The sequence below is a fragment of the Vibrio sp. 10N.239.312.D08 genome (assembly GCF_041466145.1).
In the GTDB taxonomy this organism is placed as follows: domain Bacteria; phylum Pseudomonadota; class Gammaproteobacteria; order Enterobacterales; family Vibrionaceae; genus Vibrio; species Vibrio crassostreae_C.
In genome coordinates this window covers 1-25,813 of record NZ_JBFSSD010000033.1, presented here as the reverse complement: position 1 = coordinate 25,813, position 25,813 = coordinate 1, and the positions used below count along the sequence as shown (strand labels likewise).

The following is a 25,813-nucleotide window of genomic DNA, read 5'->3' as shown; positions in this document are numbered from 1 at the left end:
GAAGTAAGTGTTTTTTTGAAAACTTTAAGTTATCATCAAAAATACATTACCTGTATGTTATGTTTTTGCCTAGAATTTATTCTATTAGCACAGTTTCGTCACAAATTTAGGTACCGCCAAATGCAAACCCCGCAGATTCTTATCGTTGAAGATGAGCAAGTAACTCGTAACACTCTAAAGAGTATTTTTGAAGCAGAGGGATATGCTGTTTTTGAGGCTAGCGACGGTGAAGAGATGCACCAAGTGCTATCTGACAACCAAGTTAACCTTGTAATTATGGACATCAACCTTCCAGGTAAGAATGGCCTACTACTTGCGCGTGAACTACGTGAGCAAGCAAACGTAGCGCTTATGTTCTTAACTGGTCGTGATAATGAAGTTGATAAGATCCTTGGCCTAGAGATCGGCGCTGATGACTACATCACTAAGCCTTTCAACCCTCGTGAACTGACTATCCGTGCACGCAACCTTCTGAACCGTTCAATGAGCACAAGCTCTGTTCAAGAAGAGAAGCGTAGCGTTGAGAAGTATGAGTTCAACGGTTGGGTACTAGATATCAACAGTCGTTCTCTGGTTAGCCCAGATGGCGAAGGCTACAAGCTACCTCGTTCAGAGTTCCGTGCTCTACTTCACTTCTGTGAGAACCCAGGTAAGATCCAAACACGTGCTGACCTTCTTAAGAAGATGACTGGCCGTGAGCTTAAGCCACACGATCGTACTGTAGACGTAACAATCCGTCGTATTCGTAAGCACTTTGAATCTGTTTCTGGTACGCCAGAAATCATCGCAACGATTCACGGTGAAGGCTACCGCTTTTGTGGTGACCTAGAAGACTAATTCGATTCGAGCCTCTTACCATTTAGCACTACTCACCAGTAAGTGTTTTGAACACTAGAAGCGTCATCAATAGTTATTAAAAAGGGAGAATGCCAACGCATTCTCCCTTTTTTATTGTTCTTAATTGGATAAGATTTTAGTAAACCGTATCCACCTTAACGTCTTTCTCTACTAACCACTTCACGGTTTCGCCATCTTTAAGTTCCACCGCCACATCAACAGGCTTGTCACTGTCGATTTCTAGCTGCCATACAAACGCGACTTCCCATTGAGTTTCACTGTGTGTTCTTAAATCAAGATCGTCAGCCGTTACCAACAAGGTGTCTGCCCCCTGTTTAACCGTAACACTTTCAACCGCAAGCGTTGCTGGCAGTTGTGAGTCTGACTCTAGGTAGATAGCACCATGTAGGGTCTTATCTTGAGTCTCGCCAATCGTTGGCATCTTGTTGTGCCAAAGGTTGCTTTTCATGGTAACTGTTGCTGCAGATACTTCGACTTGATTATCTTGCTGCCATTCTACTTGTGGCGCAGAACAACCCGCTAATGCCACTACACATGCGGCGAATGCTAATTTTTTCATTATTCTTCTACCTTTGATTTAACCAACTCTTTAAGACTTCAATGTCATTCTGGTATTCGTTATTTATCTCATCAACCCAATCTGAAATGTTCTCCCACCACGCAGGCAAATCTGGAGATTGAGCTTTCTGGGCAACTTGTTGGATGCGTTTCAGACCAATAGAACCTGCAGCACCTTTAATCTTATGTGCCTCAGAAACGATACTGGCTTTATCTTTCGCGACCATGTTGGAGTTCAATATTTCCATATACTCCGGCATCATATCTTCGAACATCGCGATGCTATCCAAAACCGGTTTCGATCCAACAATATCAACATAAGACTCTAGCATATCAATATCAAGCAAAGTGGTATCAATTTCTGAAAGAAAAGACTTACTCGCGTCGACTTTATCAATGCTCTCAACCTTATCGGTGCCCGCTACCTTCTCAATTACCTCTGGTGCATCTTCGATAAGTTCACTGATGACATCTTGGATAGCTCGAACCGACAAAGGTTTACTGATCGCTTCGTCCATGCCTTTCTGGAAGTACTCTTGCTTGTTGTTTAATACGTTCGCAGTTAACGCCACCAAAGGCGGTAGCTGGCTGTATTTCTCGCGGTAGTATTGAGCAATATCGAAACCCGTCATATCTGGCAGTTGGATATCCAACAACACCAAATCATAGTCTTCAGGATTGAAAGCAATTTGCGCCTCTTTACCCGTCATCACGACTGTCACTTCATGGCCAAGGCTTTCAAGTAGAGAGCGAGCCACTGTGATATTGAGTTCAATGTCTTCGACCATAAAGATCTTAAGATTCGACTGTTTTCTTGGCGTTTTGATCAGAGCCTGAGTATCGTGATTCACTGGAACTCGAATCGAAACCGTAAAGGTACTGCCAAAGCCCTCTTCACTGATGACTTCAATGTGGCCATCCATCATATTAATTAGCTGTTGAGAGACAGCGAGACCAATACCCGTGCCGACAGCGTGCAAGTTGTCCGTGCCCGATTTCACCTGATAGTACATCGCGAAGATCTTCTCGATTTCACTTTCAGGGATACCAATACCAGTATCTTCCACTTCCATCGTAATGTTGGCAAAGTCACCATCAATGTCGGCGCTGACTGTCATCACCACTCCACCATCTTTGGTGAACTTCATCGCGTTACTAACAAGGTTCCACAGTACCTGTCTAAGACGAGTACCATCCACCTCAACAGCAGCTGGAAGATCAGACAACCTTTCTAGATCGAACCTTAACCCTTTCTGCTCAGCCATCAACGCAGAGATACTTTCGATCTCGACAACGAAATCTTCAAAGTTAATAGGCGTAGGGAAGAGTTCAAGCTTACGGCGGTCGAACTTATCCATATCAATAATATCGTTGAAGATATTACCCAGTGTCACCGCGCTCACCTTGATGGTTTGCATCTGCTTGCGCTGTTCGGTGGTCAGTTGGCTATCAAGCAGCATGCGGCTCAAGCCAATGATGCCGTTGAGCGGCGTTCTTAACTCGTGGCTAATAGTTGAGATAAAGGTGGTCTTATCGCGGCTGGCTTTTTCTAACGACTCTTGATGCTCTTTACGTTCAGTAATATCGCGGCCAAAACCAACCAAGCCCAAGTGACGACCATCTTTGCTGTAGAAAGGCACTTTACGCAGTTCGAAGTAACTCTTGCGGCCATCTGGGTATTCAAGCCATTGGTCATAAGTCAGTGCTTGGTTGTCAGCAAATACTTTCTTATCGGTTTCAACAACTTGCTGAGCGACCTCTTTACTGTAAACATCCCAAGGAGTTAAACCAACTAGCTCTTTTTCTGTTTTACCAGTGAGCTCTTCAACCGCACGGTTACAACCAGAAAACACACCATCTTCATTACGGTAGTAAATAAGGTCAGGCGAGGCATCGATAAACGAGCGTAACAGTGCAGTACGTTCTGCGAGTTCAAGCTGAGTACGCTCGCGCTGGAACACCTCGTTTTCGAGATCTTGCATTGCTTCTGCGCGCGCTTCTTCCGCTTTTTCACGCTCTTCAATTTCTTGATTAAGCTTCTCGATATTGAGCTGCATTTTATTGTTGAGTTCTTGGTCTCGCTCACGCATGTCGCCAAGTTTAGAGACCAATTTCGCTAACCTTTGACGTGATTCTTCCAACTGGTCCACGACCACTGACAGAAAATAAACCGCCCAAGGCGTGATCACTAAACCGAAGAAAACTGAACGGACAATGTCGATGTCATCAACATTGCCTTTGAGTGCAAGGGTGATACCGACTTGCACAACAACAGCGAGGGCAACAAGCGCTAGGGCGAGTAAGATAGAAAAGCGGACAATCCCCAGTTTTACGAGTAGATCCACGTAATACTGGGCAAGATTTTTCATGGGTTTCATTTAGCGCTCCATGCGATAAGACTAGCAACATTCTACCCTGTTTGAAGATGGGAGGTAAGCTAGCTACATCACACGCAGCAAGTGTTCAGCGGTAATTTCGAAGGTTAATTAACCAATACAAATACTAACTAAGCAAAAATAGCCGGGGATAATCAAATTGCCAATTTTATAGCGTTAGCGAATTGAGTATGGATGCACCATTGAACGGTTGCGACCGTCTGATTTCGCTTGATACAACGCACTATCAGCCAAGGCAACAGCCGATTCCATTTCATCATCAGGTGTAGGAATGTAAGAGATAATACCAATACTCACCGTGATGAATTCAGAGACTGTCGACTTCTCATGCGCAAGTTCCAATTTTAGGACTTCATCATGAATACGCTGCGCCACCAGCTGAGCACCTTCGGTCGTTGTATTTGGCAGAATAAAGCCGAACTCTTCACCACCATAACGAGCCACACAATCAGATGAACGATTCAACACCTGCTTAAATGCCTGAGAAACCTGAATCAAAGCATCATCGCCTTGTTGGTGTCCGTAAAAGTCGTTGTAGCCTTTAAAGAAGTCGATATCACATAGCATGATCGTCAGTGGCAGCTTCTCACGCACATGATAATGCCACAGTGTAGAGAGCTGTTCATCGAAACGACGTCGGTTAGACACTTTAGTCAGGCTATCCATAAAGCTGAGGCGTTCAAGTTCAAGGTTGGCTTCTTCAAGCTTTTGTTCTGCTAGATAACGCTCTGTAATATCACGCGCCATGATCAACACACCATTAGTGCTCGATGCTGGATCTCTAAACGGTGATTTGACTACATCATACCAAGTAAATGTTCCATCACTTGAGACCACTTTGTCGATATAACGCAGTGATTTACTTTGATGAAGCACTTGATGATCGGTTTCTGATATTCGCGTATAGATGCTATGTGGCACCACATCTTGTAAACGTTTACCGATCAAGTCACTGACTTCAGAGATACCCAGCGCAGCCACAAATGGTTTATTACACGCTTGATAAACCATGTTTTCATTAAAGATACCAATCGAGTCTGGGCTGGCCTCCAGGAGGTTTTGCAAGATGGTGTCACGCTGCGCAAGTGCCACTTCGGTATCTTTTCGCTTCTCCATCTCGCCACGCAGTTTCTGCTGCATGTCATGCCAATCGGTCACATCATGACTAATAGAGAGCGTGCCGATGGTTTCTCCATCTTGGGAAAGCAGCACACTTTGGTAGGTTTCAAGCAAGCAGCTTTTTCCATCTTGATCTGTAGTCCAAGAGCGTTCACTTACACGACCTTTTAATACTCCACCAGAAACACTCAGGGTGCCCTCTTCAGCACGACCATGCCAAAACTTTTTAAACGAGCGATTACTCGTCACTAACTGACCTTTCTGATCTTTCACGTAGATCAGCTCAGACAAAGAATCCAAAGCGGTACGAGCAACATTCAGTTCTCGAACTTCTTGGGACAGTTCTTCGTTAGTGTTTTTATAAGGTGAGGCGTGAATCATCCAAGCCTGCTTATTTCTAAAATGGATCTTACGACCGATCAAGTTGATCTTGAACGACTCAAATTCAGAAAGCGCCCACAGGGAGACCTGCTCGAAGGCTCGAGAGTTGATGTGGTTGGTTAAGTAGTGACGAAAGCTGTTCTCGCTTTCCACAGTAGGAAAGCGAAAATTAACACCGATTTGGCGGATACCAAGCAACTGCATGGCTTGGCGATTGGCATAGAGTATTTCGCCACTTCGAACATCAACAAAGTAGAGTGGCGACGGGGTAGCAAGTAGAAGCGTTTCGATATGCGACTGATAACGAGAATAGAGATGCCAGCAGATGAGAGCAATCAGCAATACAACAACGATATAAATACCGTAGCCATACGCCCTGTCCCACAACCAAGTCATTACCAGTTCCATTTACTCTCAATCTATACCATAAAATCTATTAGGGAAATGTTACCACTATTTATTGGTTTTATCTGCTGTTACCTACAGTAACCCATTTCTATTAATTGGCCGCGTTTAAAACAGGCAACGTGTACTCGAATGCAGAGCCCGTTTTGATGCCTTGAGCACCGGTTTTATCCAACGAACGACCTATTTCAGTCATCGCTAACCAGCGGTTCTCACACCATAAAGGAGAAAGTAAGGTTGGGCGTCTCGCCGCTGAAGAAACACGGTGATAAACCACGTCCGCAGGCGTGCGTTGAATGATCTCACTCGCGATATCGATGTACTCTTCGAGGCTTGGGGCTTCTAGCTTTCCTGCCTTCCACGCCTTAGCCATGGTACTGCCCTCTACTATATGAAGGCCGTGCAGCTTAATACCATCGGTGCCAACGGCTAATACCTTGTCTAAGGTTTCAAGGTTATCCGCTTTGGTTTCTTTTGGTAGACCAACAATCAGGTGAGTACACACCTTGATACCTAAAGCGCGTGCGCGTTGGGTGATCGTTTCATACACCGCAAAATCGTGGCCGCGGTTAATTCGCTTGAGGGTTTTATCATTGGCGGTTTGCAGGCCAAGCTCGAGCCAAATCTCATAGCCTTGTTTAACGTAGCCCGCTAACAGATCCAACACCGCATCAGGCACACAGTCTGGTCGCGTACCAACACAAAGGCCGACGATCTCTGCACCGGGTGCTTTTAGCGCCTCTTCATACATATTCTTGAGCACTTGCACCTCAGCATAAGTGCTGGTGTACGCCTGAAAGTAAGCCAGGTACTTCTTGGCACGAGCAATCTCACCCGCACGATCTTTTAGCTGGTCAGCAATACTTTGAATTTGAGTTTGTTCATCGGCAAAGGAAGCCACGTTACAAAACGTGCAACCTCCACGGCCAATTGTCCCGTCTCGGTTTGGGCAGCTGAAACCACCATGAAGCGTCAGCTTGTGAACCTTCTCGCCATAACGGCGTTGAAGGTCTTGGCCGATAGTATTGACCAACTCGTGTAATTGCATATTTTCAAAGCACTCAAGTAAATAAGAATGAATATCAGTCTTTTTTTGAAAAAAAATTACATCCCTGCAAAATTCGACCAATTAGTTTACTCAAGGCTTTTTGCGAGCAACCTAACAAATATCAATAAACATGCAAAAAATCGGCTCTATTTGCCTAATGTTGCACATTTGTTAGGCATTAAATTCAAAATAAAACGAAAAAAATGGTCTACATGGGTCAACTTTCATTGCAATTCGCCTAGACAAAATTGTAGGATACTTACACATATTGGCTATTTTTGAGTATTTACTTACAACGAAAACTTGCTAATAAGTCGGTGATATCTAACTCCCACCTATATAAACCACTAGTTTGTGGTTAAAAATAAACAGGTATCACTAAGGATTGTTTTTCTCGCAATACTTTTCCTGCGAGATACGGAAAGGATTCAAACCGCCAGCATAGGCAGGTTTAGACCCATAAATATAAAAGGACAAGGCTGACTTTATACAAATAAGTTGCGCCTAGATTTAACTGGAAGGATGTATCTATGGTAGATCAAGAGCAGAACTCACAGGGTCTGTATACTCCTGAATTGGAGCATGACGCTTGTGGTATCGGTTTTGTTGCGCATCTAAAGAATCGCAAATCTCATGATGTAGTAACTCAAGCACTCGATATGCTTGCACGTATGGAACACCGTGGCGGCCAAGGCTGCGATCCGTGTTCTGGTGATGGTGCAGGTATCCTGCTACAGAAGCCGCACGAATTCTTACTAGAAGAAGCCGTAAAGCTTGGAATTAAGCTGCCATCTTTTGAAAAATATGGTGTTGGTGTTGTACTTTTCCCTAAAGATGAACACAAACGTGCACAGTGTCGTGACATTCTAGAACGCAATGCACAACGCCTTGAGTTAGAAGTTATCGGTTACCGTGAACTTCCAACGGACAATTCAATGATTGGTGCTGACCCACTAAGCACTGAACCTCAATTTGAACACGTATTTATTTCTGGCGGCCCTGGTATCACACCAGAAGAGCTTGAGCGTAAACTGTATGTTCTACGTAACTACACGGTTCGTGTATGCCTAGAAAGCGTTTCAAATATCGGTGATGACTTCTACATCAACTCTATGTCTTACAAGACATTGGTGTACAAAGGTCAGCTAACAACTGAACAAGTTCCTCAGTACTTCCTAGATCTGCAAAACCCAACCATGGTGACAGCTCTAGCACTAGTACACTCTCGCTTCTCTACCAATACATTCCCACGTTGGCGTCTAGCTCAGCCTTTCCGTTACATCGCGCACAATGGCGAAATCAATACGGTTCGCGGCAACCTGAACTGGATGAAAGCACGTGAAGCAATCCTAGAATCGGATCTGTTTACACAAGCTGAAATCGACATGCTGCTTCCTATCTGTCAGGAAGGTAGTTCGGATTCATCAAACTTCGATATGGCACTTGAGCTACTTGTTCTTTCAGGTCGTACTCTGCCACACGCGTTGATGATGATGATCCCGGAAGCATGGCAAGAAAACAAAAACATGGATCCAACTCGTCGTGCGTTCTACCAGTACCACGCGAACGTAATGGAACCATGGGATGGCCCAGCATCAGTATGTTTCACCGATGGTGTTCAAGTAGGTGCAACACTTGACCGTAACGGTCTGCGTCCTTCTCGCTACACAGTAACTAAAGACGACTTCCTAGTAATGGCGTCTGAGTCTGGTGTTGTTGAGATTGCACCTGAAAACGTTGAGTACCGTGGTCGTCTACAACCAGGTCGTATCTTCGTTGCTGACCTTGAGCAAGGCCGCATCATTTCTGATGAAGAAGTGAAAGACAGCATTGCTAAAGCACAACCTTACGAAAAGTGGGTTGAAGAGAACCTTCTGAGCCTGAAAAAGCTACCGGATGCGAGCAACGAATTTAGCCAACCTTCTCCAGAGAAACTACTACACAAACAACAATCGTTTGGCGTGAGTTCTGAAGAAGTAAACGAAATCATTCTACCTCTTGCGAAAACAGGCTACGAGCCACTTTCTGCAATGGGTGCTGACTGGCCGCTAGCGATTCTTTCTCACCAATCGCAGCACCTTTCAAACTACTTCAAACAGTTGTTTGCACAAGTAACTAACCCGCCGATCGACCCGATTCGTGAGCGCATGGTTATGTCTCTGAACACTTACCTAGGTAAAGACCAGAACTTACTTGCTGAAACACCTGAGCACTGTCAAAAAGTAGAACTTGAGTCTCCAGTACTGTCTAACTCTGAGTTAGAAAAACTGCGTGCAATCGATAACGAGCACCTTCAGGCGAAGACGCTGGATATCGTATTCCAAGCAAATGGCGACCAAGGTAAGTTAGAGCGCGCACTTAAGCGTATCTGCCAATACGCAGAAGACGCAGTGATTGATGGCTACTCTATCATCCTACTGACAGACCGTGCGGTTAACTCTAACCATGCCGCTATTCCAGCAATGCTGGCGGTTGGCGCGGTTCACCACCACCTAATCCGTAAAGGTCTACGTGCTAAGTGTGACATCGTTGTTGAAACGGGCGACGCTCGTGAGACACACCACTTTGCAACGCTTATCGGTTATGGTGCAAACGCAGTTAACCCATACCTAGTTATTGAAACGATTGTTGAACTGCAACGTACTAAGAAGCTAGATCCAAACGTACACCCACGTGAGTTATTCGATAACTACCGTAAAGGTGTTAACGGCGGTCTACTTAAGATCTTCTCTAAGATGGGGATCTCTACGCTGCAGTCTTACCACGGTGCACAAATCTTTGAAGCACTTGGTGTTAGCAAATCAGTGGTTGAAAAATACTTCACAGGTACTGTTTCTCGTATCCAAGGTCTAACGATCGACGATATCGCGCGAGAAGTATTGGTTCGTCACCGTGTTGGTTACCCAGCTCGTGAAATTCCAGCTCAGATCCTTGATGTTGGTGGTGTTTACCAGTGGAAACAACGTGGTGAGAAACACTTATTCAACCCAGAAACGATTTCTCTACTTCAAGAATCGACGCGTAACAAAGATTACGGTCAGTTCAAGAAGTACGCAAAAGCAGTTGATGACCAAGGCGACAACGCAGCAACGCTACGTAGCCAACTGGACTTCATCAAGAACCCTGCAGGCTCTATTCCTCTAGCAGAAGTAGAACCAATCGAGAACATTCTTAAGCGTTTCGCAACCGGCGCAATGAGCTTTGGTTCAATCTCGCATGAGGCTCACTCAACACTGGCTGTTGCGATGAACCGCATTGGCGCGAAATCAAACTCAGGTGAAGGTGGTGAAGATCCAGCACGTTTCGAACGTAAAGAAAACGGCGACTGGGAACGTTCAGCAATCAAACAGGTGGCTTCTGGTCGCTTTGGTGTAACGTCTTACTACCTATCTAACGCTGATGAGCTACAAATCAAGATGGCTCAAGGTGCGAAACCGGGCGAAGGTGGTCAACTACCTGGTGATAAGGTTGATGACTGGATCGGCGCAACGCGTCACTCGACTCCGGGCGTAGGTCTTATCTCGCCACCGCCACACCACGATATCTACTCAATCGAAGATTTGGCTCAGCTGATCTACGATCTGAAAAACGCGAACCGTAACGGTCGTGTCAACGTGAAGCTAGTATCAGAAGCTGGCGTAGGTACGATTGCATCGGGTGTAGCGAAAGCGAAAGCTGACGTGGTACTTATCGCAGGTTTTGATGGTGGTACGGGTGCATCTCCGATGTCTTCTATCCGTCATACCGGTCTGCCTTGGGAGCTGGGTCTAGCGGAAACGCACCAAACACTACTGAAAAACGGCCTACGTAACCGTATCGTTGTTCAATCTGATGGTCAGATGAAAACACCACGTGATCTTGCAGTAGCAACGTTACTTGGCGCTGAAGAATGGGGCGTAGCAACAGCAGCTCTAGTGGTTGAAGGCTGTATCATGATGCGTAAGTGTCACAAGAATACATGTCCTGTTGGTATCGCTACACAGAACAAGACTCTGCGTGAACGTTTCGACGGCCGCGTAGAAGACGTAGTCACTTTCTTCCAATACATGGCTGAAGGTCTGCGTGAAGTAATGGCTGAACTTGGCTTCCGCTCTATCGATGAGATGGTTGGTCAATCGCACAAACTTAAAGTTCGTGATGACATCGGCCACTGGAAGTACAAGAACCTAGATCTAACACCTGTACTGCACATTGAGCAGGCACGTGAAGAAGATGGTATCTACAACCAGACGCAACAAAACCACAACCTAGAAGACGTTCTAGACCGCAAGTTGATTCAAGCTGCGATTCCAGCTCTTGAGAAAGGCGAAGCCGTGAATGCGAGCTTCCCTATCATCAACACGGACCGCTCTGCTGGTACCATGCTGTCGAACGAAATCTCGAAGGTTTACAAAGACCAAGGTTTACCACAACCAATGAACGTTAAGTTCCACGGTAGTGCTGGCCAATCTTTCGGTGCGTTCCTTGCGAAAGGCGTTAAGTTCGAAGTAGAAGGCGACGCGAACGATTACTGGGGTAAAGGTCTGTCTGGCGGTACTTTGGTACTGTACCCAGATGCGAAATCTTCTATCGTTGCTGAAGATAACATCGTGGTTGGTAACGTATGTTTCTACGGTGCGACCTCAGGTGAATCTTTCATTCGCGGTATGGCAGGCGAACGTTTCTGTGTTCGTAACTCAGGTGCGAAGGTTGTTGTTGAGGGCGTTGGTGACCACGGTTGTGAATACATGACTGGTGGTGTTGCCATTATCCTTGGTTCAACAGGTCGTAACTTTGCTGCGGGCATGAGTGGCGGTGTTGCTTATGTTTGGGACAAAGCGGGTGACTTCGAAACCAAGCTCAACCCTGAACTTGTAGACCTAGATCCAATTGAACAAGAAGATAAAGATCTTCTACTGGATATGCTAACTAAGCATGTTGAATTCACAGGAAGTGAAGTTGCTCAATCTTTCCTAGACAACTTTGAAGCAAGTGTTGCATCGCTAGTTAAAGTAATGCCACGCGACTACAAAGCTGTTCTTGAAAAGCGTAAAGCTGAAGCACAACAGGCACAAACGGAAGAAGTGGAGGCAGTATAATGGGTAAGCCTACTGGATTTTTAGAACACGGTCGTGAGCTTCCAAAGAAGCTCGACCCGTCAGTTCGAATTGAAGACAACAAAGAGTTCGTACTTAACGAAGAGTTTGGTGAAAAGATCAATACTCAAGCCTCTCGTTGTATGGACTGTGGCGTACCTTTCTGTCACAACGGCTGTCCGATTGGTAACATCATCCCAGAATTCAATGATGCGGTTTACCGTGACAGCTGGGAAGAGGCTTGGAACATCCTAAGCTCTACCAACAACTTCCCTGAGTTTACCGGTCGTGTTTGTCCTGCTCCTTGTGAAAGTGCCTGTGTTCTTGGTATCAACCAAGACCCAATCACTATCTGTAATATCGAGAAAACGATTGTCGAAACTGCGTACCGTGAAGGGTACGCAAAACCTAAAACACCACGCTCTCGCACAGGTAAAACTGTCGCAGTTATCGGTTCAGGTCCTGCTGGCTTAGCCGCAGCGGAGCAGCTAAACAGCGCTGGTCACTCGGTAACGGTATTTGAACGTGACGAGAAAGTCGGTGGTCTACTTCGCTTCGGTATCCCAGACTTCAAACTGGGTATGGACGTGATTGATCGTAAGATCAACCTAATGGCTGAAGCGGGCGTTGAGTTTAAAGTTAACCAACACATCGGTGTTGATGTTAACGCTCAGCAGCTACGCCAAGAGTTTGATGTGGTATTGCTAACGGGTGGTTCTACGGTTCCACGTGACTTGCCAATCCCTGGTCGTGAGTTGAAAGGCGTTCACTTTGCCATGGAATTCCTTGGTCAAAACAACCGCCGTGCTAACAACCTAGATCTTAAAACAGAAGAGATTCACGCTAAAGATAAGCACGTTGTGGTTATCGGTGGTGGTGATACTGGTTCTGACTGTGTGGGCACATCAAACCGTCATAAGGCAGCGAGCATTACTCAGGTTGAGATCATGCCGATCCCACCAGAGAAGCGCCCTGCAAACATGCCTTGGCCTCAATACCCAATGATCATGAAAACCACCACTTCTCACGAAGAAGGTTGTGAACGTCACTGGAACATCTTAACCAAAGAGTTCATCGGTAACGAGCAAGGTCAAGTGACGGGTCTACGTATTGCTGACATCGTTTGGCAAGATGCGAAACCAGGTGAGCGTCCAGGCTTTGATGAAGTCGCGAACTCTGAACGTGTTATTCCTTGTGACATGGCATTCCTAGCAATGGGCTTCTTACACCCGGAGCCAACCGGCGTGCTTGCTCAACTAGACATTAAACTGGACGAGCGCGGTAACGTCGCTTCTGAAGGTTTTGCAACGAACCAGAAAGGCGTTTTCGCTGCTGGTGATATGCGTACTGGTCAATCTCTAGTTGTACGTTGTATTAATGAAGGTCGTGAATGTGCAATTGCCATTGATGACTTCTTAATGGGTAACTCAAACTTAGAAGCGAAAGCTGATTCACTCATGCTTTCCGCATAATATTTCTCGGGCTAACGTCAATTACGTTAGCCTAGAGGAAAAGCAATACCCTTCCTAACTTTTATATTTGGCTAGCACTCGATGCTAGCCTTTTTTCTATCTGGCATTTGTCGTTTTCAAAATCATCCTGTTGTATATGTTAAATCTCGTTAACATTCACCTTATATATCTCATTGATATCCATCGACTATTTTAGATTATTAAGTGGCTAATCGCGTTTATGCATGATAATTAACCATGAACTTGACCTTAAACACAATTAGCTATACGTTGTAAAGCTGATGAAAATAAAATCAATCGGTTTTGTTAACACAACCAATAACGTTTTAACTGGCTAAAGCAAACTATCAGTTTATAAAAAACAACAAGTATATGAATAGTTAGTCATTTACTGTCTGGATGACAGAGAAGCAAAAGGGAGAATTGCAATGGCTCTATATGATCCTAGTCTTGAAAAAGACAACTGTGGATTTGGTTTAATAGCGCAAATGGAAGGCCAACCTAGTCATAAGTTGGTAAGAACTGCTATTTCAGCCCTCGATCGCATGACACACCGTGGTGGTATCGCTGCGGATGGTAAAACCGGGGATGGCTGTGGCTTATTACTACAGAAGCCTGACTCTTATCTCAGAATTATTGCTGAAGAGAATAACTTCAAGCTCGGCAAGCAATACGCTGTCGGCATGATTTTCTTCAGCCAAGATCCAATCAAAGCGCAATCCGCGCAAGACATCGTCAATAAAGAGCTCGCTCAAGAGACCTTAACGGTTGCAGGTTGGCGCGTAGTACCGACCAACACCGACGTATTAGGTCCGATTGCCAAAGATTCAGTTCCCAATATTCAGCAAGTGTTTATCTCGGCCCCCGCGGGTTGGCGTGAACGCGATATTGAACGACGCCTTTATATCGCTCGTCGCAGAATTGAAAAACAGATCACCGAAGACAAAGATTTCTATATTTGTAGCCTTTCGACACAAGTCATGGTTTACAAAGGTCTGTGTATGCCGGCCGATCTTCCGCGATTTTACCTCGATCTTGCAGACTTACGCATGGAATCGGCGATATGTCTGTTCCACCAGCGTTTCTCAACCAATACTCAGCCACGTTGGCCACTGGCTCAACCATTCCGCTATTTAGCGCACAATGGTGAGATCAATACCATTGAAGGTAACCGACAATGGGCTAAGGCTCGTGCCTATAAATTCTCTTCGCCGTTGCTGCCAGATTTACAAACCGCCGCACCCTTTGTGAATGAGACAGGCTCAGATTCATCAAGCCTAGATAACATGCTCGACCTGTTCCTTGCCGGTGGTATGGATGTGTTCCGAGCGATGCGCATGCTTGTGCCGCCCGCTTGGCAAAACCACCCAGATATGGACCCAGATCTACGTGCATTCTACGACTTCAACTCCAAGCACATGGAACCGTGGGATGGCCCTGCAGGTATCGTACTTTCTGATGGTCGTTACGCTGCGTGTAACCTCGATAGAAATGGCCTGCGTCCTGCGCGTTATGTCATCACCAAAGACAACCTGATCACCTTGGCATCTGAGGTCGGTATCTGGAACTACGCGCCAGATGAAGTAGCAGAGAAAGGGCGTGTCGGCCCAGGCGAACTGTTGGTAATAGATACTCGCCGCGGCAAGCTATGGCAATCTAATGAGATCGACAATGACCTCAAAGGCCGCCACCCATATAAAGAGTGGATGGAAAAGAACGTTCACAAGTTAACGCCATTTTCTGCGCTGCAAGATGACCAAGTGGGTAAGCGTAGCTTTGACGATGATACGCTCAAGACCTACCAAAAACAGTTTGCGATGAGCAACGAAGAGTCCGACCAAGTGCTGCGTGTGCTTGGTGATATGGGGCAAGAAGCAGTGGGCTCAATGGGCGACGACACGCCAATGGCTGTGCTCTCTTCAAAAGAACGCTTGGTCACTGATTACTTCCGTCAAAAGTTTGCACAAGTCACCAACCCACCGATTGATCCATTGCGTGAAAAACACGTGATGTCTTTGGCGACCAGTATTGGTAAAGAGATGAACGTGTTCTGTGAAACAGACGGTCACGCCTATCGTGTCACGTTTGATTCACCAGTACTGCTTTACTCAGACATGCAGCAGCTTCTGCAGTTGAGTCAAAAACATTATCGTCATGTCATTCTCAGCATGCACTACGACCCGAATAACCAAGATCTAGAACAAGCAATCAAAGCAGTATGTGATAGCGCCGAACAAGAAGTCAGCGAAGGTGCGGTTTTAGTTGTGCTGTCGGACAAAGGTTTAGAGAAAGGAAAACTACCGATCCCTGCAGCCATGTTGGTTGGTGCGGTGCAAACAAGGCTTGCTGACACCAACCTGCGTTGTGATGCCAACATCGTTGTTGAGACAGCAACTGCGCGCGACCCACACCAATTTGCTGTGCTGCTTGGCTTCGGTGCAACCGCGGTTTACCCATACCTCGCTTATGAAGCGTTAGGTAAAATGTTGGATGATGGCTCTTTAGATAAAGATTATCGTGCCGCAATGCAAAATTACCAAAACGGCATCAACAAAGGTCTGTACAAGATCATGTCGAAGATGGGAATTTCAACCATTGCCTCTTATCGCTGTTCACAGCTTTTCGAAGCCGTTGGCCTTCATTCCGATGTTGTTGAGCTCTGTTTCCGCGGAGTTACCACTCGAATCCAAGGCGCAAGCTTTAGCGATTTCCAGCAAGATATCTATAACTTATCTCGTAAAGCCTGGACTAAGCGTAAGCCAATCGAGCACGGTGGTTTACTCAAATACGTACACGGCGGCGAATATCACGCCTATAACCCTGATGTGGTTGGCACTCTGCAAACTGCAGTAAAAACAGGTGAGACATCGGATTATCTCTCTTTTGCTAAGCAAGTAAATACTCGTCCAGCTGCGATGTTACGCGACTTAATGAGCCTCAAAAAAGCCGATCAGCCTCTACCACTAGAGCAAGTCGAGCCTAACAGCGATCTGTTTAAACGCTTCGACTCTGCGGCAATGTCGATCGGTGCTTTGAGCCCAGAAGCGCATGAAGCATTAGCAATGGCGATGAACCGCTTGGGTGGTTACTCAAACTCTGGTGAAGGTGGTGAAGACCCTCGACGCTTTGGTACTGACCGTAACTCTCGTATCAAGCAGATAGCTTCCGGTCGTTTTGGTGTGACGCCACATTACTTAACCAATGCGGATGTTTTGCAGATCAAGGTCGCGCAAGGTGCGAAGCCTGGAGAAGGTGGTCAACTGCCCGGCCATAAAGTTACCGCAGAAATCGCTAAGCTGAGATATTCAGTTCAAGGGGTGACACTGATCTCCCCTCCTCCACATCACGATATTTATTCTATCGAGGATCTAGCGCAGCTGATTTTCGACCTTAAACAAGTGAACCCTAAAGCCTTGGTTTCAGTAAAGTTAGTATCGGAACCGGGTGTAGGCACGATTGCAACTGGTGTAGCGAAAGCCTATGCCGATCTGATCACCATTTCTGGCTACGATGGCGGTACCGCGGCAAGCCCTCTAACCTCGGTAAAATACGCAGGTTGCCCTTGGGAGCTTGGCTTAGCAGAAACTCAACAAGCACTGGTTGCTAACGGGCTTCGTCATAAGATCCGCCTGCAAGTCGATGGTGGTTTAAAAACTGGCCTTGATGTGATTAAAGGTGCGATTCTCGGTGCAGAAAGCTTTGGTTTTGGTACCGCGCCAATGGTCGCAATGGGTTGTAAGTTCTTACGAATTTGTCACCTAAACAACTGTGCGACGGGTGTTGCGACTCAAGATGAAACACTACGCCTCGAATACTTCAAAGGCCTGCCAGATATGGTGGTGAACTACTTTACTGGCCTAGCCGATGAAGTTCGCCAGTACCTTGCAGAGCTTGGTGTAGAAAAACTTACAGACCTGATTGGTCGTACTGACTTGCTTGAAGCCGTTCAGGGTCTCACTGCGAAACAGAACAAGCTCGATCTCTCTTCAATACTCGAAGCTCCGGTATCTCCAGAAGGTCACCCACTGTTTTGGACCGAGCCAAACGCACCATTTGATAAAGCTCAGCTCAACCAGCAGATTCTGGATGATGCACTCGATGCAATTGAGAAACGTCAATCCACCAGCCTTTACTACAACGTGATCAACACAGACCGCTCGATTGGTGCTCGTATCTCTGGTGAAATTGCTAAGCGATACGGCAACCAAGGGATGGCAGGTTCACCAATCAAGTTATATCTCGACGGTACAGCAGGCCAATCTTTTGCGGTTTGGAACGCAGGCGGCGTTGAGCTTTACCTAACAGGCGATGCCAATGACTATGTTGGCAAAGGCATGGCTGGCGGCAAAGTGGTTATCAAGCCTCACCAAGGCACCGCATTTACTTGTAACGAAGCGACCATCATAGGCAACACCTGTCTGTATGGCGCAACTGGAGGCAAGCTGTTTGCAGCTGGTACGGCTGGCGAACGATTTGGCGTACGTAACTCAGGTACGGTTGCTGTGATTGAAGGCGCTGGTGACAACGCCTGTGAATACATGACCGGCGGTATTGTTGCCATTCTTGGCGCAACTGGCGTCAACTTCGGTGCGGGTATGACAGGTGGCTTCGCTTATGTCATGGATAAGAACGAAGACTTCCAAGGTCGAGTAAATAACGAGTCGGTCGAGGCACTTTCTCTGTCTGACTTATTTATCCACCAAGAACATCTGCGTGGCTTAATTGCAGAGCACTTAGAAGAGACTGGCTCAGTACACGCTGAAGCTATTCTGGCGAACTTCGATGAATGGATTCCAAAGTTCTACCTAGTGAAGCCAAAGACGGCGGATCTGAACACCTTGCTCGGCCACCAAAGCCGCAGCTCAGCTGAACTTCGTGTTCAAGCGCAATAATTGGAAGGAGCCAATAATGAGCCAGAATGTATACCAATTTATTGATGTGAATCGCGTAGACCCAGCGAAGAAACCAATCAAGATACGTAAGATTGAGTTTGTAGAGATCTACGAACCTTTCACTAAACAGCAAGCGAAAGCGCAAGCAGACCGTTGTTTAGACTGTGGTAACCCATACTGTGAATGGAAATGTCCTGTTCACAACTACATCCCTCAGTGGCTTAAGCTTGCCAATGAAGGGCGCATTATCGAAGCCGCTGAACTGTCTCACCAAACCAACAGCCTGCCTGAGGTTTGCGGTCGAGTTTGCCCTCAAGACCGCTTGTGTGAGGGCTCTTGTACCCTCAATGACGATTTCGGTGCCGTAACCATTGGCAATATTGAAAAGTACATTACCGACAAAGCCTTTGAGATGGGTTGGAAGCCTGACATGTCTCACGTTGAGTGGACTGATAAAAAGGTCGCGATCATCGGTGCGGGGCCAGCAGGTCTAGCGGCGGCTGACATCCTAGTTCGTAATGGCGTAAAAGCCGTTGTGTTTGACCGCTATCCGGAGATCGGTGGCCTACTGACGTTTGGTATTCCATCGTTCAAGCTTGAGAAAGGCATCATGGAAAACCGTCGCCGTATCTTTAGCGAGATGGGCGTCGAGTTCCAAATGAATACCGAAGTCGGCAAAGATGTACAACTTCAGCAACTCGTCGATGACTACGACGCTGTTTTCCTTGGTGTCGGCACCTATAAAAACATGCGTGCGGGTTTAGACAACGAAGATGCACCGGGCGTTTATGATGCTCTGCCATTCTTGATTTCTAATACCTACAAGGTCATGGAACTGGAAAACCCAACCCCATTTATCGATATGCAAGGTAAGAAAGTCGTCGTGCTTGGTGGTGGTGATACGGCGATGGACTGCGTTCGAACCTCTATTCGTCAGAATGCGGCAGATGTGGTGTGTGCTTACCGCCGAGATGAAGCCAACATGCCAGGTTCTCGCCGTGAGGTAAAAAATGCACGTGAAGAGGGGGTGAAGTTCAAGTTCAACCTACAACCTATCGGCTTAGAGCTTAACAGCGCTGGTCATGTGGTTGGTGTGAAATTCGTGAAAACCGCTTTGGGTGAGCCTGATGAAGCCGGCCGTCGTCGTCCAGAACCTGTCGAAGGCAGTGAGCATGTTCTTGAGGCTGATGCCGTAATTATGGCATTTGGTTTCCAACCTCATACGATGGAATGGCTAGAACCTTTCGGTGTGGAGCTCGATCAGTGGGGTCGCATCAAGGCTCCTAACAAACAAGAGTTTCAATACCAAACCACCAACAGCAAGATATTTGCAGGTGGCGATGCGGTTCGAGGATCTGACTTAGTGGTGACCGCTATCGATGAAGGCCGTAAAGCCGCCGAAGGGATCTTGGACTACCTAAAAGTGTGACCAGGGCGTGTTGATCTTTCGAGCTGATTTTTGCAGCGAGTTGCTGGGCATTTATACAAGGCAGAGGCGTCGATGTGTAGCTAGCCTACATGAGAAGCCGATAACGTAGTAGAAATGACCAGCAAACGCTGCCCGAAGGGTTCGGCTAAAAGCGTTTTACTCTTTGTTGAGGGAGATTTGCTTAGAGTGACTAGGCTACTTCCCCCTCGCCGCGATTAAAACGCTTTTATCTCGAACAAAATTTAACCACGAAAGGTCAACACGCCCTAGTATAAGGTTTCCTTTATTACTCAGGTCGTTACTATAAAAAAGGGATCCAATGATGGATCCTTTTTTGAATTAGATACGTTTATCACAAGCATATCGAAAAATACGTAAAACAATCGCAAACAAGCCAATACCTATAACTACAATTAAAACAACGCCATAGGAAACATTATGAAAAAAGCAGCTCTCCTCTCGTTATCACTTTTAACGTTAACCGCTTGCAGCCAAGGAATCACGGACATGAAAGACAGAACTTCATCACCTTGTGGAGACAAACCAAACTGCGTATCAACTCAAGATGATCGTGAGCAACATGCATTGGCCGCGTTTGAGTTGTCAGATTCAGCGAGCTTAGATGCGATTGAGCAGGTTGCGCTAACCTTACCGGGATCAAAAACCGCGAGTAAAACAGAAGATTATCTGCGTGTTGAATGTACTTCGCGCATCATGCGTTTTGTCGATGACTTAGAACTTAAAATCACGGATGGCAAACTGATCGTGCGTTCAGAGTCTCGTACTGGCCATTCTGATTTTGGCGTAAACCGAAAACGAGCTGAACAACTTCGTGCTAGCTTGAAAAGCGAAGGCCTAATCAAATAGATAAAAGAATACGCAGATAAATCGCTACTATTCGGATGAGAAGTGCCTCTGGGCAGTCGCTCGACACTTCTTATCCATGCTACAATTTCGCTCTACTGTTTAAATATTATTTATTAAGAGACTACACATGAAAATCGGCATCATTGGCGCAATGGAGCAAGAAGTTGCGATCCTAAAAGCAGCAATTTCAGACATTACTGAAGTTAATAAAGGCGGTTGTACCTTTTTCTCTGGTCAGCTAAATGGTGTTGACGTTGTTTTGCTTCAATCTGGCATTGGTAAAGTAGCAGCGGCTGTTGGTACTTCAATCCTACTAAGCGAATACCAACCAGATGCTGTTCTGAATACGGGCTCTGCTGGCGGTTTTGATTCAACACTGAACCTTGGCGATGTGGTTATCTCAACTGAAGTTCGTCACCACGATGCAGACGTTACAGCTTTCGGTTACGAAATCGGCCAAATGGCAGGTCAACCTGCAGCGTTCAAAGCTGACGACAAACTGATGGCTGTTGCTGAACAAGCACTAGCACAAATGGAAGACAAGCATGCCGTTCGCGGTCTTATCTGTACTGGCGACGCATTTGTTTGCACAGCAGAACGCCAAGAGTTCATCCGCAAGCACTTCCCATCTGTTGTTGCTGTAGAGATGGAAGCATCGGCTATCGCTCAAGCTTGTCACCAATTCCAAGTACCATTCGTGGTTGTTCGTGCAATCTCTGATGTTGCAGACAAAGAATCACCAATGAGCTTCGAAGAGTTCCTGCCACTAGCAGCGCAAAGCTCTTCTGAAATGGTTATCAAGATGGTTGCCCTACTAAAGTAAGCGACTAGACATGCAAACACTGTTTGATCAGGTATTTGCAAATGGCGTGCTCCTTGTGATGTGGGGAGCACTGCTTTTTCATTTAATTTTACCTATCCCCCATGCCGCACACCCCACGACCTTATGGCATAAGTTTGCTGAGCTTTTAGCAAGCAAGGTTAATAACAATAACAACCACAACTATTCCCAAAGTTTAATCTCAGGCACATTAGCCTGGGGGTTAATGGTACTGCCAACTCTGGTTATTCTATTGGCACTGCAACCATTGGTTTGGCAATCTCAACTGTTTGAATTGGCACTGTTATTACTCGCGATTGATTGGCGCAATAATGAAAAGCTGGCTAACCAACTGATCAAAGTACTTGGCCGAGAAGATAAAGCGGCCGCTCGTCAGTTACTGGCTCCGATTGTCAATCGTCAAACCGAATCACTTTCGTCACTTGGCCTCGGCAAAGCCGCCACAGAAACCATAATCATGGGTTACGCTCGTAACGTAGTTTGTGTGTTGTTCTGGTACGCCATTGGTGGTGGAATCGCTGCGTTAATGTATCGCCTTGTGGTCGAATTAGCGCGAGCGTGGTCACCAAGCCGTAAGCAGTTCTCTCCATTTGGATCAACGGCAATCAAGATCGTCGCTATCTTAGAATTTATACCGATGCGATTGTTTGCCTTAATGATTGTATGTGGTGATAAAGCGTCTCACACATTCAAGATGATGCTCGTTCAGAGTCGATCTTGGCCATTGCCCGGCCCAGCATGGTTGATTACTGCTGTCGGCAACAAGCTTGAGCTGTCACTGGGCGGCCCTGCGATTTACGACAACACTAAAGCCATTCGCGCAAAATTAGGCGGAAGAATCGCACCGTCAGCTCTGCATCTATCTCAGGTTCAGAAACTACTCTTTGGTCGCATCGCTATCTGGATATTTTTACAAAGCCTAGCCTTACTATTTATTCACCAAGGGATTTAGAGTGAAACCTTCAGCACTTGTTACAAGCCTTACTATTTTGTCTTCCAGCTTATGGCTGCCTTTATCATTTGCAGAAGAAGCACCACGGACTCAAGAACAAGTACAGCTGGCTCAACGCGTAGTCAGCCTTGCTCCTCATGCCACTGAACTCGCGTACAGCGCTGGTTTAGGCAACAACCTTGTTGCCGTAAGTGAACGAAGTGATTACCCACCACAAGCCGATAAGCTTGAAAAAGTGGCAAACTATCAAGGTATCAAGGTTGAGAAGATCATCGCACTTCAGCCTGATTTGATTCTTGCGTGGCCAGCGGGAAACCCGCCCAGAGAGCTCGCGAAACTAGAGCAATTTGGTTTTAATATTTACTACTCCAAGACCAAAAGCCTAGACAGTATCGCAACCAATATTGAACAACTGAGCGAATACGCTAGCGATCCAAGCATTGGCGAAAATAACGCTCAGCAATACAGAGAGCAGCTCAACGCGTTGAGACTAGAATACAAAGATGCCGAGCCAGTAAACTACTTCTACCAGCTCAGTGAAAAGCCGATCATCACTGTTGCTCAAGGACACTGGCCAAGTGAGGTGTTTGAGTTTTGTGGTGGCCACAATATTTTTGAAGACAGCGCCTCTCCCTATCCGCAAGTTGGTATTGAACAAGTTGTATTAAGAAAACCGCAAGTAATCTTCACTTCTCAGCACGCGATTGAGAATGGAACCATGTGGCAAACATGGGAAGATGAGATCCCAGCTGTCGCTCAAAATCAGATTTGGTCCCTCAATTCTGACTGGATTAATCGCCCGACAACGAGAACTTTGAAAGCGATCCAACAAGTGTGCGATTTCTTTGATAGAGCTAGGCAAAATCACTAACTATTTGCTGCGTTTTTTCGTACAATTCGCCACCGACCTGTCCCTACAATTTTAACTATAAGAGCACCAGTATCATGGACTCCATGCTGCTTTATATTATCGATTTATTTGGCACTGCCATCTTTGCCGTCTCAGGCGTATTTGTCGCTGGCCGTCTTAAGATGGATCCCTTTGGCGTCGCCGTTCTAGGTAGTGTTACCGCAATTGGTGGCGGTACAATTCGTGACATGGCATTGGGTGCAACTCCCGTGTTTTGGATCACCGATACCACCTACCTTTGGGTCATCATCATCACCTGTTTGTTGACCATGATTATTGTTAGACGTCCGAAACGTCTGGCTTGGTGGATATTGCCGGTATGTGATGCGATTGGCCTAGCGGTGTTTGTTGGCATTGGTGTAGAAAAAGCGCTTATCTATCAAGATTCAGCACTAGTGGCGATCATCATGGGTGTCATCACCGGCTGCGGTGGCGGTATTATCCGCGACGTACTTGCCCGTGAAGTGCCTATGATTCTAAGAAGTGAAGTCTACGCGACCGCTTGTATCATTGGTGGCGCTTTCCATACCATGGCGATCAGCATGGGGCACGATTCAGAAACTGCATTTCTGGCCGGCGTATTCTCAACACTATTGATCAGGCTTGGCGCTATTCGTTGGCATTTATCATTGCCGACCTTCGCCATCAAATAAGCTAACGTTACAAAGTGAAAGGCTCCGTAAAGGAGCCTTTCTTAATTTGAGCTCCCCAACACAATTATTATGCTCTCGCGCTACACGTGCGAGCATAGCTAAAAATACCTAACTTGGTTCAAAGCTTTAGTTTCAAGACTAGAGAATGAATGTTGTTTGAGGTAAGTTGAAACAATCATTCCCAACTTTCATGAATATAACCCAATGCTACTCGAAGGAATCGAAACTCTACTGGTATTGAGTAAAGCAAAGACCATGAGCCGCACAGGCAGTTTGCTTTATATCAGCCAATCAGCGGTCAGCAAACGGATTGCGAATTTAGAAAAGAAGCTAGGTAAAAAGCTCATTGAACCGAGTGGCCGACAGATAAAACTCACGCCAGATGCGATAGCATTAATCGAGAGTATTGGCCCGACATTCAATGAACTTCGTGGGCTTATTTATGAACAGCAAGAGTTGGAAGATACCACTCTCATCACCCTAGACAGCAATAAGTCTCTGATAGCCGGTTATTTAGGTGAGATGATGGGCCAATTTATCCAGCAAGATAAGTACATCACCATTACCACCAACCACACGCCGAGAATTATCGAACGGGTGCAGTCCGGCAAGGCGACCTTGGGGTTGTGTGCTGGCTTACTGCCACCACATCATGGGTTGATGACCTTCCATCTTTTTGATGAACCGTTTTACATAGTGAGTAAGTCGCCGCTAACGGATCTCCCTCCAATGGTCATCACTAACGACATGACCAATCCAGCCAATTCTTATCAACTTTCTGTATTAGAAAAATTTGGTATCAAACCCTTGATGGAGATGGATGCCTACACCGCAGCGGCGCAACTTGCATTGGGCGGGACTGGGCCAGCGTTGATCCCGCTCTCTATCGTAAAAACACTCAATATTGAGCCTCAATATCTGTATAGCTTCACCGAATTAGCAGGCTTGATTCGGCCGATTCATATCTGTGTCAGACCAAATAGTTACCAGTCTCCACGAGTTAAAACACTGATAGAATCCATTGTTGATGCTGTTCCCAAAGCAGTTTAGACGCCATTAGCATCGACATCACGATCACAAGGGGGCGAATCCATTTCTGCCCTTTTGTCACCACCACTTTAGCGCCAATCTGAGCGCCCATAAATCCACCGACCGCCATCACTAATCCCAACTCCCAAATAGGCAAACCAGCCAAAATAAAGAAAATTAAGGCAGCGATATTCGAGGTAAAGTTAAGTACTTTAGTACGCGCCGTAGCATCGACTAACGAGAAGTGACCAATAGCAACAAAGCAGACGGTGAAGATAGAACCTGTTCCTGGGCCAAAAAAGCCATCATAGAAACCCACGCCGCCACCAATACACAGAGCAAACATCGCCTCAGAGATCTTCTGTTTTCCTTCAGACGCTCTAGTTTGGGGTGCCAACAGGAAATAGAGAGAGATAGCGATAAGCAGCAGTGGGATAACACTGGTCAGTAGGCTCGCATCAATGTGCTGGACTAACTCAGCGCCAATTGCAGAGCCAATAAAGGTACAAAAGATAGCAAGGCGCATCTCTTTGATGCTGACGATACCGTTGCGCACGAAATACCAACTCGCGGAGAAGCTGCCAAATGAGCTTTGGAGTTTGTTGGTTGCCAGTGCCTGCGTGGGTGGAACTCCAGCCGCTAGCAATGCAGGTAGAGTCAGTAACCCACCGCCGCCAGCCATTGCATCAATAAAGCCTGCTGCCGTTGCAACAACAAACAAGATAGCCAATATTTCTAGAGTAATTTCCATATACCCAACGCCTTAAAATCCTGTGTAGCGACAAGTTACCACTCACAGCAGACGAGCAATAACGAAACACAAGATTCTAACCTATTCCAAATATTCATCATTAAGCTACCGCGGAATAACAGAATCGAGTAGGAGGAGGCCTCGCAGCCTCCGTCCTCTCACACCACCGTACAAGCG

At 46.3% G+C, this 25,813-nt stretch carries 16 protein-coding genes; 11 read left to right on the top strand and 5 right to left on the bottom strand.

Translation table 11 applies throughout. The features are described from left to right. Positions 1-120: 120 nt before the first annotated feature. On the top strand, positions 121-837 hold the full coding sequence (gene arcA / locus AB6D58_RS16775; protein WP_004741534.1) for a two-component system response regulator ArcA: 717 nt from the start codon (positions 121-123) through the stop codon (positions 835-837). A gap of 136 nt (positions 838-973) precedes the next feature. Here the strand turns inward: arcA and AB6D58_RS16770 are convergent, their stop codons facing one another. The 4 genes from AB6D58_RS16770 to AB6D58_RS16755 all read right to left on the bottom strand — a co-directional run bounded on the left by AB6D58_RS16770 (position 974) and on the right by AB6D58_RS16755 (position 6,765). Beyond that, complete coding sequence (locus AB6D58_RS16770) at positions 974-1,417, bottom strand: hypothetical protein (RefSeq protein WP_017062884.1); 444 nt, start codon at positions 1,415-1,417, stop codon at positions 974-976. A gap of 7 nt (positions 1,418-1,424) precedes the next feature. Further along, positions 1,425-3,794, bottom strand: a complete 2,370-nt coding sequence (gene arcB / locus AB6D58_RS16765; protein WP_372102410.1) for an aerobic respiration two-component sensor histidine kinase ArcB — start codon at positions 3,792-3,794, stop codon at positions 1,425-1,427. A 174-nt stretch (positions 3,795-3,968) separates the two neighbouring features. Further along, positions 3,969-5,720: a diguanylate cyclase domain-containing protein gene (locus AB6D58_RS16760; RefSeq protein ID WP_017059307.1), complete on the bottom strand. Its 1,752-nt coding sequence runs from the start codon at positions 5,718-5,720 to the stop codon at positions 3,969-3,971. 91 nt (positions 5,721-5,811) lie between these two features. After that, complete coding sequence (locus tag AB6D58_RS16755) at positions 5,812-6,765, bottom strand: TIGR01212 family radical SAM protein (protein ID WP_017059306.1); 954 nt, start codon at positions 6,763-6,765, stop codon at positions 5,812-5,814. Positions 6,766-7,295: 530 nt separating this feature from the next. Between AB6D58_RS16755 and gltB (AB6D58_RS16750) the strand changes: the two genes are divergently transcribed. The 10 genes from gltB (AB6D58_RS16750) (at position 7,296) to AB6D58_RS16705 (ending at position 24,906) form a co-directional block, all read left to right on the top strand. Further along, positions 7,296-11,843: a glutamate synthase large subunit gene (gltB, locus tag AB6D58_RS16750; protein WP_017059305.1), complete on the top strand. Its 4,548-nt coding sequence runs from the start codon at positions 7,296-7,298 to the stop codon at positions 11,841-11,843. Further along, positions 11,843-13,312 carry a glutamate synthase subunit beta gene (locus tag AB6D58_RS16745; protein WP_017066517.1) on the top strand — a complete coding sequence of 490 codons (1,470 nt, stop codon included), beginning with the start codon at positions 11,843-11,845 and terminating at the stop codon, positions 13,310-13,312. The genes gltB (AB6D58_RS16750) and AB6D58_RS16745 overlap by 1 nt, the downstream gene beginning before the upstream one ends. 428 nt (positions 13,313-13,740) lie before the next feature. Continuing rightward, on the top strand, positions 13,741-18,204 hold the full coding sequence (gltB, locus tag AB6D58_RS16740) for a glutamate synthase large subunit (RefSeq protein ID WP_372157836.1): 4,464 nt from the start codon (positions 13,741-13,743) through the stop codon (positions 18,202-18,204). A gap of 16 nt (positions 18,205-18,220) precedes the next feature. Beyond that, positions 18,221-19,633 (top strand): FAD-dependent oxidoreductase, encoded by a 1,413-nt coding sequence (locus AB6D58_RS16735; RefSeq protein WP_372157833.1) that lies wholly within the window; start codon positions 18,221-18,223, stop codon positions 19,631-19,633. A 438-nt stretch (positions 19,634-20,071) separates the two neighbouring features. Then, positions 20,072-20,500, top strand: coding sequence for a DUF1499 domain-containing protein (locus AB6D58_RS16730; RefSeq protein WP_017059301.1), 429 nt, complete (start codon positions 20,072-20,074; stop codon positions 20,498-20,500). A gap of 127 nt (positions 20,501-20,627) precedes the next feature. Next, on the top strand, positions 20,628-21,323 hold the full coding sequence (mtnN, locus tag AB6D58_RS16725; protein WP_017059300.1) for a 5'-methylthioadenosine/S-adenosylhomocysteine nucleosidase: 696 nt from the start codon (positions 20,628-20,630) through the stop codon (positions 21,321-21,323). A 10-nt stretch (positions 21,324-21,333) separates the two neighbouring features. After that, entirely contained in the window at positions 21,334-22,293 is a 960-nt protein-coding gene (locus AB6D58_RS16720) for a cobalamin biosynthesis family protein (RefSeq protein WP_372157831.1), read from the top strand. Between the two features lies 1 nt (position 22,294). Beyond that, positions 22,295-23,164 carry a vitamin B12 ABC transporter substrate-binding protein BtuF gene (btuF, locus tag AB6D58_RS16715; protein ID WP_017059298.1) on the top strand — a complete coding sequence of 290 codons (870 nt, stop codon included), beginning with the start codon at positions 22,295-22,297 and terminating at the stop codon, positions 23,162-23,164. A gap of 74 nt (positions 23,165-23,238) precedes the next feature. Further along, the gene (locus AB6D58_RS16710; protein ID WP_050649519.1) at positions 23,239-23,856 is read left to right on the top strand and encodes a TRIC cation channel family protein; all 618 of its coding nucleotides are present in this window, start codon (positions 23,239-23,241) and stop codon (positions 23,854-23,856) included. 204 nt (positions 23,857-24,060) lie between these two features. After that, complete coding sequence (locus tag AB6D58_RS16705) at positions 24,061-24,906, top strand: LysR family transcriptional regulator (protein WP_102394343.1); 846 nt, start codon at positions 24,061-24,063, stop codon at positions 24,904-24,906. On the opposite strand, the gene AB6D58_RS16700 is transcribed toward AB6D58_RS16705, so the two are convergent. Beyond that, the gene (locus tag AB6D58_RS16700; RefSeq protein ID WP_372098067.1) at positions 24,857-25,636 is read right to left on the bottom strand and encodes a TSUP family transporter; all 780 of its coding nucleotides are present in this window, start codon (positions 25,634-25,636) and stop codon (positions 24,857-24,859) included. The two genes, AB6D58_RS16705 and AB6D58_RS16700, sit on opposite strands and share 50 nt — an antisense overlap. Positions 25,637-25,813 lie beyond the last annotated feature (177 nt).

Excerpts from the sequence above, each read along its gene's own strand:
- arcA (WP_004741534.1), top strand. The coding sequence starts at position 121 with ATGCAAACCCCGCAGATTCTTATCGTTGAAGATGAGCAAGTAACTCGT.
- AB6D58_RS16770 (WP_017062884.1), bottom strand. The coding sequence starts at position 1,417 with ATGAAAAAATTAGCATTCGCCGCATGTGTAGTGGCATTAGCGGGTTGT.
- arcB (WP_372102410.1), bottom strand. The coding sequence starts at position 3,794 with ATGAAACCCATGAAAAATCTTGCCCAGTATTACGTGGATCTACTCGTA.
- AB6D58_RS16760 (WP_017059307.1), bottom strand. The coding sequence starts at position 5,720 with ATGGAACTGGTAATGACTTGGTTGTGGGACAGGGCGTATGGCTACGGT.
- AB6D58_RS16755 (WP_017059306.1), bottom strand. The coding sequence starts at position 6,765 with ATGCAATTACACGAGTTGGTCAATACTATCGGCCAAGACCTTCAACGC.
- gltB (WP_017059305.1), top strand. The coding sequence starts at position 7,296 with ATGGTAGATCAAGAGCAGAACTCACAGGGTCTGTATACTCCTGAATTG.
- AB6D58_RS16745 (WP_017066517.1), top strand. The coding sequence starts at position 11,843 with ATGGGTAAGCCTACTGGATTTTTAGAACACGGTCGTGAGCTTCCAAAG.
- gltB (WP_372157836.1), top strand. The coding sequence starts at position 13,741 with ATGGCTCTATATGATCCTAGTCTTGAAAAAGACAACTGTGGATTTGGT.
- AB6D58_RS16735 (WP_372157833.1), top strand. The coding sequence starts at position 18,221 with ATGAGCCAGAATGTATACCAATTTATTGATGTGAATCGCGTAGACCCA.
- AB6D58_RS16730 (WP_017059301.1), top strand. The coding sequence starts at position 20,072 with ATGAAAAAAGCAGCTCTCCTCTCGTTATCACTTTTAACGTTAACCGCT.
- mtnN (WP_017059300.1), top strand. The coding sequence starts at position 20,628 with ATGAAAATCGGCATCATTGGCGCAATGGAGCAAGAAGTTGCGATCCTA.
- AB6D58_RS16720 (WP_372157831.1), top strand. The coding sequence starts at position 21,334 with ATGCAAACACTGTTTGATCAGGTATTTGCAAATGGCGTGCTCCTTGTG.
- AB6D58_RS16710 (WP_050649519.1), top strand. The coding sequence starts at position 23,239 with ATGGACTCCATGCTGCTTTATATTATCGATTTATTTGGCACTGCCATC.
- AB6D58_RS16705 (WP_102394343.1), top strand. The coding sequence starts at position 24,061 with ATGCTACTCGAAGGAATCGAAACTCTACTGGTATTGAGTAAAGCAAAG.
- AB6D58_RS16700 (WP_372098067.1), bottom strand. The coding sequence starts at position 25,636 with ATGGAAATTACTCTAGAAATATTGGCTATCTTGTTTGTTGTTGCAACG.